Raw genomic sequence first — 13,031 nt, forward strand, 5'->3', positions numbered from 1 at the left:
AAAATTTAACTTTTCTGAACCATCCCTCTTAGTTCACAGCCCTTACACTCTGCTGCAACCCTTGCTGAATATCCTGAATAAACCCATCAGCTTGCGTTACTGCTTCAACTAATTCTGAACCTGTATAAAATTCGTCAATCAAATCTAAGCCCTCCTCCCCATTCACCTCGAACCGTGCATTGGAAAATCCCTGCCTTGCCACATGATCTAAAGCCTCTTGATAAAAACCTACCTGTTTACTCTGCTCATCAATTTGCTTGGCTTGAACAATGGCATCATTCAAACTGACACCCTCGCGTAAAGTGAGATCGACGTAATACACAGGGGTGCGATAACTTTGTGTGGTTGATTTGCCTCGAAGTGTCAGTTGCAATGGCAAACAAGAAAGCAAACCATTGGATGCAGCATGGTAGTAAGACAAACGTGCTGCCAAAGTGCGGATGCTATTAAAGCCTGTGGTTCTAAAAATGAAGGTGCCGAGTTCATCCGACTCATCTAAATTGACATGCAAACGCCCATAGGGTTTACAGTTTCCTCCTTGGGCCAATGGGCATAAATCAGGTGATGGGCATGGATGTTGTTCCACACCTTGATTGGTCATGCGCTGACAGGTTTCACCATTACCTACGCACACTGGCCGACCAGTCTGCCGGTCAAATAAACTGTACTCCGCGCGTAGATTGAGTTCAGGATCATTAAAAATCATCCGTACTGGAATGGTTCTGAGTTTTTGATTGGGTGCTTTGGCACGAAGCTGTTCATCTAAGGGATGTTTCACCCAGCCGTCCTTATTCTGGATCTGGCTAGTCAGAGTAAATTGATCATCTTTTTCAGGCAGACGTTTACCGTTCTTTTCAACAACCTTCCCGATACTGATACGGCCTAAAATAGGCGGTGTGATGGCTAAACCTTTAATCATGAGGTGATCCTTTTCTTTCAGTGTGTTGACTTAAATTTCATTTAAAAAATAAATGCATAAAAAAATCCCATGTCGTTTGGTATGGGATCGTTATGGCGTTAAAAATGTTTGTTGGTGGATGGCTTAGGCTAAGTTCATTTCAGTCATCATCTGCATAGATGTTAAAACGCCGTGTACCCTGTTTACTTTGTGGGAATTGCGTCAGCATTTCAGGATGCAGCTTCAGTAAGGCTTTGCTGTCGAGGCTGATCGAGTCTTTGGCCTTTTTCCATGTCACTGAGCCTGTTTTAAAGGTAGCGCGTTCAGCCTCCTGCATTTGGGCTTGTAACTGATGCTTAAGTTGATCAAATTGCTGTTGGTGTTTTTCGACTTGATTGCGGGCTTGAATCAATTGCTCAAATTGTTGATTGGCGTGTTCATCTTCGGATAGATCTGTAGTACTAAGGGGCACATGTTCGGGATACAATTGTTGTAAGGCTTTGGCTGCCGATGCACTTGCATCTGCATCAGGTGGTGTGTCCTTTTCTACACAATCCCAGAAGTGACGCTCGGCATTGACAATATGCTGAATCACCGATTCTGAACGTGTCACTTTGAAGATCCGCGTTTCATGTCCACAGAGTAAGACACAGATATGGGCCGCTTTCTTGCCTGTCACTGCGAGTTGGTGTTGTACCTGACACAGTACGTATAAAGGCACACCATCACGCCAGAGTTTTGCGCCATATTCCCCTGCGGTTTTACATTCTAAGATTTGTACATCCGCATCACCCACCACGGAATAATCCAAGTTCGCCAACATAAAATGTTTGTCTGGATCACGGTGTTGTAACACGGCATTCACCCGTCGAACTTTGTAGTTAGTGTGCATGCTGTAGTACTGTGCAACCAAGGGTTCCAATTGCTTGCCCCAATACAAAGGCGCAAGGCCTTCACTTTCATCTTCGATGCTTTGTTTAACTCGTCCCGTTTTTATCATCCACAGTTCTAGCATCGACATATAGGGATTGAGTCCGCACGCGGCAGCACAGTCACTACTGCCAATGCCTTGTCTACGGATTTCTAGCCATTCAGCTTGACTGAGTTTTCGGGTATCGACAAAACGTTTGGCGGTAAACAGTTTTGGTAAATTTGAATTGAATGGAGGTGTCACTTGATGAGATGCGGCAATCGCTGTGTTCATGGTTCTTTCCTGTAATTGTTAAATTTTGGGCATAAAAAAGCCATGCCCGAAAGGACATGGCTAAATAGGTAGATTTAATCTCTGTATAAATAAACGATAAAAATCAGGTTCAAAAAGGACAAATAGCTTGTACGTGAGCTTGAGCGGTAACTTGTACGGAATATACCGTACAAGCTTAAGCAATCATCCGTAAAGCTTGTTCCAGTCCACGTTGCTTTAAACCTGCTCCTGCACCAAACCAAGCTGAATCCAGCCTGTGATCCTGACTCATCGCACGACGTTCGTGATCGGAAAACTCGGTGATACTGCACAATAAGCCATAGGCGGTATCTTTAACTGAACTGAGTTCTGCCCCGCGTCCATGCCCATTAAACATGGTCATGACTTTGGACATGGCACGACCATTCGGTTCAGTTTTATTGGCTGAGCTGTTGTTCTGTGCTTGTGCCACATTGCGGTAAAATTGAATAATGCCTTCATCCTGTTCAGCAATACTCAGACTGGTATTGTTAAACACCGCATCGAAATAAGCTGCTGCTTCGGTCTGTGTGACTTTACGTTGACTGAGTTGTTTCATTTCATACATGTGTTCATCCCATGCACGGACTGAAATACCCAATTGCTGTTTGATCTTCTCAGCATCAAACTTAGTACTGTGCGGGACTTTAACCACGCCTGCACTACTGTTCTGTCCGCGTAAGGCAATCGCTAAGGTGTTATTACACACCACACGGATACTGGTGAATTGAGCTGTCGTTGCTAAAGTTCCATCACAAGCGGTTGCCAATAAAATATAGCCATTACTCACATCCTTACCTTTTAAAGCTGCACTTTGCCCTGTTCGTGCCAATGCCCAGAATTTCTTGCCACCTTTGAGTACCCCTGCGGTTTCCAGTTCAAAACCTGATTGTTCGGTCAGATCACGATAAAACTCTAAAATCTGTTTCGGTTGTACTTCCTGATAACGCTGACTGACCACAGATAAAGGTGCATGCGTATCAGAGCGATATAAAACCCGTTGTTCCTCGAACGGCATAATAATGCTCTGCCCACGTTCATTCTGCGCCATATAGCTGACATCGGAAGATTCAATGCGCCAATCCATACCTGCTTGTTGTGCCCAAACTTCTATCGGTTGATTTTGTGTCAGTGGATTACCTAAGCCATGCCAAGGGGTTTCGCCAACGTAAGCCATATTTTCGATTAAATGTGCCATAAGAATATTTCCTGTAAAAATTGAATTGCTGTAAAGGATGAAAAGATTAATTGCGTAGGCTGGGGCTGAAATCTCGGTCACAGTCATTGCAGTAGTAATGACGGACATAGCTGGGTGTTGTGGTTTGTTGTACTTCATCATCGGTGATTAACATCCAAATTCCACCAATCAGCACCCCAACAATTGCGCCCGCAATCGGTGGAATGTTCAGGCTTTTAGAGACACTGATGCCTAAAGTAGCAAGGGCCAATGGCGACATGGCGCTGTTTTGAATTGAGGATGCATTACTTTTTACGGGTAAATATTGTGGTGATTTCAGCAGTACCGTATCTCGGGACTGGCAATAGGGACATTGCAGACTCATGGGCTGAATTCCTTTGATTAACTAAAATGAATTGAATAAAAAAAGCCTGCTTTGGGGGAAAGCAGGCAAAAGGTGAATTGGGTGATTGATACATCTCTGCATGAGACACATCCTTCTCAATAGGATGATATGCATCTGTATTTTTTTAGAATGTGATTTGAATCGATGTTTTTTTAGATCAATTTTAATGACTTAATACAGCGATCAATTGACCTGATTTTTATCAGCGATTATGATGCAAGGGCTGGCCTACATTGCCAGTCGGTTTTGACAGACCGCAGATCCAGCACGGTATATGAAAGTAATTTTGTATGTCGTGGAACCCTCGTGTCCCCCTGTTGTTGCGGTAGGACGGGAGGGGGACGCCTTGTGCGTGCTGGTTCCTTGGATCCCAGTCTGTCAACCCCTTCTCGTTCTGCCACCATAATCAATTGACAGTGATTCGGTAGAACTTCTTATAATTCCAAGGAGTCATCAATCATGATTCAATTTACTGTGCTTTCTTCCCCTGCACTCGCTTCACTTATACGTACCCCCCGACTTCGGCATTTCATTCCGATTCCAACATTTTATTTAACTTCTGTGCACTGATTCATTTCAACGCACTAATCAACCACTGAGTTTTTTAATTCAGGGGCTGCTTTGTGCTGGAACAACATTATGAAATTGATCGCGCAGCTCATTTTAATTGTCGTCGTGGTGGCGATGCTAGGCCCCTTTGTTTTTGTGCTTGGCGGACTATGGCTGCTGATTTATCTGGCAGGCTTGCATAAATAAACCCATCCGTATGACTTACAACAATAGATAACAATGATTTGGAACAGAAATGAAATATCAAACTTGGTTTGGGGTAACAACCATTGTCCTCAGTAGCACCCTGCTGACTGCCTGTGACAGCAAGGTCAAACGTGACTTTAAAGCAGGCTGTCAGGCAGGTGGTTTAGACCGCTCTGCCTGTGGCTGTATTTACGACAAAGTCGAAGCGCATTACTCACCTGAATTTATGGAAAAAATGGCTGATGTCACGGTTCGAGAAAGCATGCAGCCACCTGAAGATTTTAACGTGGTAATGGCAAACGCTGTTCAGCAATGTCAGTCATAAATTCAAGCATCTGGGGAAACACATGAAAAACTATTTAATTATCGGTTATGTGCTGATCGCACTGATTTGCTCAGTGTATTTCAAAAATTGCAGCAGTACTGCACATTACAGCTATGCCTATAACCTTGGTAAAGCCGTAGTTTGGCCTGTCACGATTTTTAAGAACTAAGCCATAGGAATAAAAAAATGAAAAAACTCATCTTGGCCTGTGGCCTTAGTCTGATCTGCACTTCACTGTTTGCACTATCTAATAAAGTAACCGTCATCGTCAAAAAGATCGAAGGCTTTAGTGAATCAGGCGATGCCTTTAGTTTTAAGAGCACCGCTGGCAAACGCTACCAAGTTTATAACGCAGGTGGGAGCAATCCGATTCAGGGTGAAGAGCTGATTTCCAGCTCGATCAAAAGCAAAAAAGCCATTTGCCTACGTTTAGATGCAGACAAAACTGAACCGCGTTTGGTGCAATCAGCTCACAAAGGTAAATGCAAATAACTAAGCAGAACAATCAACGACTTTATTCATAGATGAAATAAGCAATTTTTTAGGAATTCAGCCATGAAACTGATTCACCCGATTCTTTTATCCAGTGTATTAATACTGGGCTTAAGCGCATGTAGTCCATCCAAAGAACCTCAAGCAACAGTAGAATCCAAAGCAACAGCAGATCAAAATACGGCTTCTACCGCGAATAGCACTTCTGATCCGTCTGAGACATCCAATCATTCCGAGGATGATTTTGTCGTTGATAAATCATTTTTAGAAAATGGCGCTGATGCTGAGCAAATGACTGAACTGTCACAGGAACAACCGATCCAAGAACAGTTTGAAGTGCGTGTCCGTCGTGATCAATCGCAATATTCCGGGACAGGCTATGTGGACAAACTCAATATCATGTCACTAAATGATGATCCAACCACCCTGACCAACGTATCAATCAATCGCGGCAATTGTAGAACTAAAGGCTTTTATGATTATCAAAATATGCGCTATGGCTCAGTAGCCCAAGTCTATCTCGGTTGTGCTGCTGAAAATGTTCGTGAAGTGACCGTCACCACCAACAGCGGATTGACTTATACCTATAATTTTTAGGCATCAATAATGAAGCGGCTTTGTTTTCAATCCTGTGTCTTATGGGAATAAACTTATTCCCATAAGACCATCCATCAATACATATTGGAACTACATGTTCCATTGTCTTTAAGCCAAACTCAGGCCTATCCGCTGGCAATCAAAGGTTTTTCTACGGTGTCTTGTCACTCTTAAATAATGATTTCGAGCATGGTTGTTCATGCGAGCTTTTACAGTTTGCAAAGCACGTTGAGCCTGCTTATCATCAAAACAGTTTATCGTAATACCTTTTAAATCATGTTCTTCAAATAAAACTGCTCCATAGGCATTGGTGACCTCCAACCATTGTTCACCAATTTTACGGGCATGATCCGTTAGAGTGACAGCTTGTGCCTGTCCAGCATAGATACAGAATAACTGAACATAATAACCCTGCTCGGGATGATGTTTAATCTGCCAAATCACAGAGTGAATTGAACGAAATAACTCAGTATCTCTGGAGCGAATTAACTTTAGAAAAGTACTTAAGTAAAGATCGAGATCATATAAGCGAATCACTGATAGCGCTTCAGGTTTAATGCCTAAATAAATTGGAAAGATGGTTAATTGATCTTGTTGTTGTATACATTCTGATAAGAAGCGTTCAGCCTTTTTCACCTGTTTCTTATACTCGTTCTGATCATATTGATAATCCGCTTCAATCAACCCAGCTTGATCTTGTACATATTTTATAAAACCTTCCACCACATGATCAGGTAAGTCTTGAATAGAATCGTAGAACTTAAACGCATTGGCCTTAAAGATGATCTGCTCAAGATGCTTAAACACAATAATGGCAGCAATATAATTATTCCCATCTACAAAGAATCGTCTGGATTTCTTAATCAATGGAATGATCTGCTGTTTGAATTGCTCAACACTGATTTGATTGGTTAAGATTGCTTGAATAAAGATTTCAATTTCACAAAATGTTTGAGATTCATTGTAAGTCGTCATGGTAAAACACATCCTAAGCTATTTATTTCATAGACTTAGGAGTGCCGTAACTTTTTAATGGTGATCTAATCTAGAATCCACATTGCTGCAAGGTTTGGGCTACACCTCTACGCCAATGCACTTCAAATTGGCCCGTACCAAAGCTGCGCATTCGAGGCAACATAGCCCGTAAATGCTGTGCATATTTTTCAGGATTGACCAGATACATGGCCGCATTCAAAGCATTGCTTACGTCCAATTCAACATTGCACTGGATATGTCCTACACCTAATCGATTAAGTTCCTTAAACTGCTGCTTATGATCCGTGGTATTACAATTAAAGTACCATCCCAGATTACCTGTAATACTTTGCCATAATTTCCCAACCTGATCAGCGAGATACCAGTCACTCATACGTTTAGATGGATCATAGATCAGCAATAAGTGGCAATGATAGCCCTTTTCTGTACCCTGCTCTAATGCCCATGCATACCCTCGCAAACCCATGAAACATCCATCTTGATTGGCGATACGATTTCTTAAAATCTTCATATGCTGTTGAACATCTTGAATACCAATATTGACCTGTTGTTCTTTGAGATAGCCTAAATCAACACGAACAAATAAAAGTTCAGAATAGTGGGTAATGAGTTTAGTCAGATACTGATACAGTGAATTTCGATTCTGCTGTTCTTGTTGGATAAAACGAGCATGCTCATTCCAATAATCATTTTGATATTGGCTGAGTACACAGCATAGGGTTTGAACTTGCTGAATATTAAAATTTAAGATCTGTGATGCAGATTGATCATTCAGAAAATGATCAATCCAGTACTTACACTGAATAAAATATTGGATGGATACAGTGTAGTGAAGCTGTGCTGAATAGAAATACTGAAAGGCTTCATATAATGTACTGAGTGACTGTTTGAACTGTTGTTCACTCATCTGTTCAAAACAAACGCTATAAACAAAGTCTTCAATCGCAATACAAAGATTAGATTCATTCCAAATCGGTGTAGTCAAATTCATGTTGTGATACTCATCATGTTAGGATTCATATCACAACCATGTCTGTAATCTTTTACTTGTTTACCCATATATATGAATAAAAAATCAATCAATAACTAAAATAAGATATTGATAATTATATAATTAATAATAGATATAATAACTTTAATAACCCGCTAAGGCTAATCTACGACTTAACAACGAATCGGTTAGACAGACTGAGCATAAAGCATATGACTTAACCTAACAGATTGAAGCTAAAGTTAATTTTTAGGATTTCTCAAGTGACCTCTAAAAGATCTTGATGGCCCATATTTTTTTAACATGAAACCGTAATCTCCATTTTTCTCTTGATTCAAGGTCGAACTCAACGCTAATAGCTCTACTTGTAATTCAATTGGATAATAATATTTTTCAGAAATAGTTATGTAATTCAGAACGATATTATAGAAGTCTTCAAGCAGCGCCTTATTACTATTACTTATTAGGGCAATGGGCTGATTCAATGACTTTGATTTTGTATAAGCTAAAGGTGATAATTCTGCTGAATAAATTACTTTACCCGTTAAACGTCCATTACTTTTCCGTGCAAAGCCCTGCTCCCAATAACTTAAAAGTCCTTCGGACAGATAGTCTTTACAATACTTTTTACTCTTAGAACAAAGAAATATACACCTAAAATACAAACCTTTTTCATCACTATACTCCCAAAGACCAACATGGCCTTTGATTGATTCAAACTCAGGATAAGACCTTAAATTGTTAAGAAATTGTTTCTTTTGATTATTTTTCTCTCTATCTAAATGATTAATATAGCCATCCCACCAAAAATTTATTGATATGGCATACAAATCACCAAAATGCTTTAATAGATTTTGTATATAAAATTTATATTCTCGTATTTTTTTATTGAACCTAGCATGTTCATATTGCAAATACTTTTTAATCGTTGATTTCTCTAATTCTTCAATACACACACATAAAATTTTCTCGATCAACTTAAGTTCATCTAAAGATAATTCTTCTAACTTAAGTTGATCGATTCTATTATCGATACTTTCGAATAATAAAATTTCGCTTATTGGTGCTTTTCCATTCTCAAAATTAGCTCCCGCCCCCCTTTCATACTTATTAATTATTCTTAAAAATATTAGCAATGCTATAGATAATTCGGATCTATTAACTTTCTCTTCTTTACGGACATTAAATGGTTCAAAGATAGTTTGATAAGGAAACCATTTTTTTGCAAAAGTTGTTGGCCTGAATTTAAAAACTGGAACATGTTCATTTTCAGACTGACTAAAATCTATACCCTCTTGGATTTTTGATTTTTGCGCCATTACCCCTTTTGAGCGAAAAGTATCAACAATAAATAACTCTTTTCTTCTTATTTTTTCTAAATATGCTATTAAATTTTCGCTTTCAGTATTATTGGTTTGAAGGTGTCGACCAATTAGCTCATCAAAAACATAAGAAATTTCCGCTAAACTCATAGTTTTCATGCCCAATTTAATCTAATAATAAAGTACTTTAATATATACTTTTATGTATTAATATATATAAGTTTGTGTTTAATTAGATATATAAAATTGCTTCTTAATTTTATATTTAAAGTACGTGTAAAAACTATTAACAATAAAACATTTCACCAAAATAAGAATAACCACCAATAGAAAAGAACAATCAATTACGTTTAGAAATAACAATTGACACATGTCATGGATAAATTCAGCATCCCCCATTCCTTTTCAACAATAATTCACTAAAATTATTTAACACTTTCCAGATAAAACTGACGAAAAAATAGAATTGAAACGGCTTAACCTTTTCAAATAATTTAGTAAAACTTAATTATAAATTTTTAATCTGATCCGAATTAGCTATACCAACTTATGCAGATTACCCTGATAGACTAGGCTCACCCAAAACCTTCATCCCGAAACTTAAAAATGGGCTCTTCACTTGGATACCCATTCATATGGTAATTAAGTACTTTAATAAGAAAGAATCCCCGAACCTCTGATGTAATCCAAATCTCTCTAATAAAACCACTGGTTACAGCCCCTTAATCATATTTATGCCATCGACATATATTACAAGTCATGTCGATTTTTCCAATTTTTATCGACACGACACCCTAATCATGTTTATGCTATCGACATGTCGTACATGTCATTTCGACTTTTCTTATTTTCATCGACATAACAATAAATATTGGAATGAATACAATGGCTCAATGGCAAGCAACTGAACCCTACAATGATCTACCTTCATTGCCACCTGAGCAGGATGTAGAGACCAAAGTAGTACTCAAACTATGTATTGAAGCTAGATCAGCATTGGCTGAGTTAAAACAGGCGGGCGAATTAATTCCAAACCAAACCATCCTGATCAATATCATTCCATTGTTAGAAGCAAAAGACAGTTCGGAAATTGAGAATATTGTCACAACTACAGACAAGCTATTTCAACACGCACAAGGTCATGATGACCAAGCAGACCATGCCACTAAAGAAGCTCTTAGATATCGGACGGCATTATATCAAGGTGTACAATCCATTCAGGAACGCCCTTTAAATACCAGTACTGCTATCGAGATATGCCAGATGATTAAAGGCGTGGATCTAGATATAAGAGCAACCACTGGCACAGCATTAAAGAATAGCTACACTGGAGTAGTAATTTACACACCACCAGTCGGACAAGAAACTATCCGTAATCTGCTATCTAACTTAGATCAATTCCTACATTACAATGAGGACATAGATCCTTTGATCAAAATGGCGATTGCTCACTATCAATTTGAAGCGATACACCCTTTTGTTGATGGTAATGGACGTACAGGAAGAATTCTTAATATTCTGTATTTGATGGATCGTCAGTTACTTACATTGCCGATTCTCTATCTGAGTCGTTTTATCATCCAGAACAAAGCTAGATACTACGAATTGCTATTGAGCGTTACTACACAAGGGAATTGGCAAGAATGGATTCTATTCATGCTGCAAGCAGTGAAAAATACCAGTGAATGGACTATTGCCAAAATCAAAGCAATACGACAACTGCATGAACATAGCATCGAATACATCAAAAACCATGCTGAAAAGATTTACTCAAGGGAATTGGTCGATGTTATTTTTGAACAACCCTATTGCCGTATAGCTAATCTGGTAGAAAAAGATATAGCCAAAAGACAAGCTGCATCTACCTATCTAAAGAAATTAGTTGAGTTAGGAGTACTGAAAGAAATTACTGTTGGTAAAGAGAAATTATTTTTGCATCCAAAGTTGTTGCATCTATTAACCAGTGATGAAAACCAATTTAGTCTATATGGTGCAAATAAACTTAACCCAACTTAAACTGATTGAGCTTTTTCCTGACGTTATTATTAGAACTGCTAATGTTTTAGTCTTAATAGTAACAAAATCTTATAAAGCTTTTATCCTATAGTAAAAACAGGCGCTAAGTAGATACGGAAGTACCCTTAGTCATTTGGGGGTATAATTGGGGGTAAAAATAAAAATACGCTGCATTGATATATTTTTATTTCAATAACTTAAATTAAAAATGTGACTCCCTCTCTCGCCAAGATTATTTTCTACGGTACAGTCCCGTAGTGTGAAAGGCTTAAATCTAAAGGGTTTAGGCCTTTTTTGTTGTCTGTGGCAATGACATTCCATCTATTGCGATCGGGGTATATATGGGAAAAACCCATGCGAACCCATTAGAATTAAGCGATGCTTTAGCCTTCTATTAATCTGCTCTCTTAAAATATCTATGTCACATCTTTGACAAAATTTAGCCTTCCCCCTCAACATGGTGGTTTTATCAGCAAAAATAATTCATTCATTATCTTTTCCTCCCAACTCATTCAGCAAACCTAAAAATAATTGGTCTTATATTTCTGATTACAAAATCCATATTTCAAATTTAGTATAGGCAAAACTCATTTCTTTAGATTAGGTTATAAGTGGTACAAAAAATGCTTGGATTGTACCGAACTTTTTATAAGGAAAAATGATGAAAAAGACACTTACGGCACTCACTTTAAGCCTCGGTTTATTATTACCCTTTTCAGTTTTTGCTAAAAATAATGTCGTGGTGGTTGCCACAGGTGGCACAATTGCAGGTGCAGGAGCCAGCTCTACCAACAGTGCAACGTATACTGCGGCCAAAGTACCTGTTGACGATTTGCTCAAGGCCGTTCCTCAAATTCAGAACCTTGCCAATGTCACGGGTGTACAAGCACTTCAAGTTGCATCCGAAAGTATGACCGACAAGGAGCTGTTAACCATTGCACGAAAAGTCAATGAATTGGTGAAAAAGCCAGATGTACATGGCGTTGTGATCACGCATGGTACGGATACCTTAGAAGAAACAGCTTACTTTTTAAACTTAACCGTTCATACAGACAAACCCATTGTGGTCGTGGGTTCAATGCGTCCACCTTCAGCATTGTCTGCGGATGGCCCTTTAAATTTGTATAGTGCTGTTGCCCTTGCGGCCAACGACAATGCAAAAGGCAAAGGTGTTTTTGTGCTCATGAATGATGATATTTTTGCAGCACGAGATGTCACCAAAGCCATTAATATTCACACCAATGGCTTTGCGAGTCAGTGGGGTGCGTTGGGCACACTGGTCGAGGGTAAAACTTATTGGTTTAGAAATGTCGCGAAACGCTTTAATAACACCTCTGAATTTAATATTGAAAATATTCAGGGCGATGCTTTGCCTTTGGTTCAAATAGTATATGGTTCTGGCAATATGATTCCCGATGCCTATACGGCATATGCCAAAGCGGGAGCGAAAGCCATTATTCATGCAGGTACGGGCAATGGATCCGTTGCAAAAAATATTGTGCCCACTTTAAATGAGCTACAAAAACAAGGTGTGCAAATTATTCGTTCATCTCGTGTGCCACAAGGTTTTGTATTAAGAAATGCAGAACAGCCAGATGATCAATACAATTGGGTCGTTGCACATGATTTAAATCCACAAAAAGCAAAATTACTGACTGCACTGGCCCTCACCAAAACCAAAGATGCAAAAGAAATTCAGCGCATGTTTTGGGAATATTAAAATTTAACTCAACTGAAGAAAGTATTTACGGATACTTTCTTCATTCATCATCTTAAACATACTGATCGAAAATTAAAAAAACAGTCCATATCTTTTAAAATGAATTCAAGCAT

The 13,031-nt window shown here is 38.9% G+C and carries 13 protein-coding genes; 6 read left to right on the plus strand and 7 right to left on the minus strand.

The genetic code is table 11. The annotated features are described in order from the left end of the window. Positions 1 to 28 precede the first annotated feature (28 nt). The 4 genes from BLV99_RS09015 to BLV99_RS09030 all read right to left on the minus strand — a co-directional run bounded on the left by BLV99_RS09015 (position 29) and on the right by BLV99_RS09030 (position 3,682). Positions 29 to 919: a recombination directionality factor gene (locus BLV99_RS09015; protein WP_092689811.1), complete on the minus strand. Its 891-nt coding sequence runs from the start codon at positions 917 to 919 to the stop codon at positions 29 to 31. Positions 920 to 1,058: 139 nt separating this feature from the next. Next, positions 1,059 to 2,102 carry a YqaJ viral recombinase family nuclease gene (locus BLV99_RS09020; RefSeq protein ID WP_092689814.1) on the minus strand — a complete coding sequence of 348 codons (1,044 nt, stop codon included), beginning with the start codon at positions 2,100 to 2,102 and terminating at the stop codon, positions 1,059 to 1,061. A 175-nt stretch (positions 2,103 to 2,277) separates the two neighbouring features. After that, positions 2,278 to 3,318 (minus strand): DUF932 domain-containing protein, encoded by a 1,041-nt coding sequence (locus BLV99_RS09025; protein ID WP_092689816.1) that lies wholly within the window; start codon positions 3,316 to 3,318, stop codon positions 2,278 to 2,280. A 46-nt stretch (positions 3,319 to 3,364) separates the two neighbouring features. Continuing rightward, entirely contained in the window at positions 3,365 to 3,682 is a 318-nt protein-coding gene (locus tag BLV99_RS09030; RefSeq protein WP_092689819.1) for a hypothetical protein, read from the minus strand. Positions 3,683 to 4,508: 826 nt separating this feature from the next. Here BLV99_RS09030 and BLV99_RS09040 point away from each other — a divergent pair. From BLV99_RS09040 to BLV99_RS09050, 4 genes are all read left to right on the plus strand, one after another. After that, positions 4,509 to 4,784 carry a hypothetical protein gene (locus tag BLV99_RS09040; protein ID WP_092689821.1) on the plus strand — a complete coding sequence of 92 codons (276 nt, stop codon included), beginning with the start codon at positions 4,509 to 4,511 and terminating at the stop codon, positions 4,782 to 4,784. A 22-nt stretch (positions 4,785 to 4,806) separates the two neighbouring features. Continuing rightward, positions 4,807 to 4,953: a hypothetical protein gene (locus BLV99_RS18210; RefSeq protein ID WP_004984451.1), complete on the plus strand. Its 147-nt coding sequence runs from the start codon at positions 4,807 to 4,809 to the stop codon at positions 4,951 to 4,953. A 17-nt stretch (positions 4,954 to 4,970) separates the two neighbouring features. Beyond that, positions 4,971 to 5,276 carry a hypothetical protein gene (locus tag BLV99_RS09045; protein ID WP_092689823.1) on the plus strand — a complete coding sequence of 102 codons (306 nt, stop codon included), beginning with the start codon at positions 4,971 to 4,973 and terminating at the stop codon, positions 5,274 to 5,276. A 63-nt stretch (positions 5,277 to 5,339) separates the two neighbouring features. After that, entirely contained in the window at positions 5,340 to 5,873 is a 534-nt protein-coding gene (locus BLV99_RS09050) for a hypothetical protein (RefSeq protein ID WP_092689825.1), read from the plus strand. Positions 5,874 to 5,981: 108 nt separating this feature from the next. On the opposite strand, the gene BLV99_RS09055 is transcribed toward BLV99_RS09050, so the two are convergent. The 3 genes from BLV99_RS09055 to BLV99_RS09065 form a co-directional block, all read right to left on the minus strand. Continuing rightward, positions 5,982 to 6,848: a hypothetical protein gene (locus BLV99_RS09055; RefSeq protein ID WP_092689828.1), complete on the minus strand. Its 867-nt coding sequence runs from the start codon at positions 6,846 to 6,848 to the stop codon at positions 5,982 to 5,984. A gap of 70 nt (positions 6,849 to 6,918) precedes the next feature. Beyond that, complete coding sequence (locus BLV99_RS09060) at positions 6,919 to 7,860, minus strand: YagK/YfjJ domain-containing protein (RefSeq protein WP_092689831.1); 942 nt, start codon at positions 7,858 to 7,860, stop codon at positions 6,919 to 6,921. 242 nt (positions 7,861 to 8,102) lie between these two features. Further along, complete coding sequence (locus BLV99_RS09065; protein WP_139243532.1) at positions 8,103 to 9,332, minus strand: hypothetical protein; 1,230 nt, start codon at positions 9,330 to 9,332, stop codon at positions 8,103 to 8,105. A 735-nt stretch (positions 9,333 to 10,067) separates the two neighbouring features. Between BLV99_RS09065 and fic the strand changes: the two genes are divergently transcribed. After that, positions 10,068 to 11,198 (plus strand): protein adenylyltransferase Fic, encoded by a 1,131-nt coding sequence (fic, locus tag BLV99_RS09070; RefSeq protein WP_092689837.1) that lies wholly within the window; start codon positions 10,068 to 10,070, stop codon positions 11,196 to 11,198. A 661-nt stretch (positions 11,199 to 11,859) separates the two neighbouring features. Then, positions 11,860 to 12,918 carry an asparaginase gene (locus BLV99_RS09075; RefSeq protein WP_425283537.1) on the plus strand — a complete coding sequence of 353 codons (1,059 nt, stop codon included), beginning with the start codon at positions 11,860 to 11,862 and terminating at the stop codon, positions 12,916 to 12,918. The last annotated feature ends 113 nt before the right edge of the window (positions 12,919 to 13,031 follow it).

The sequence above is a fragment of the Acinetobacter kyonggiensis genome (assembly GCF_900107285.1).
GTDB lineage: Bacteria > Pseudomonadota > Gammaproteobacteria > Pseudomonadales > Moraxellaceae > Acinetobacter > Acinetobacter kyonggiensis.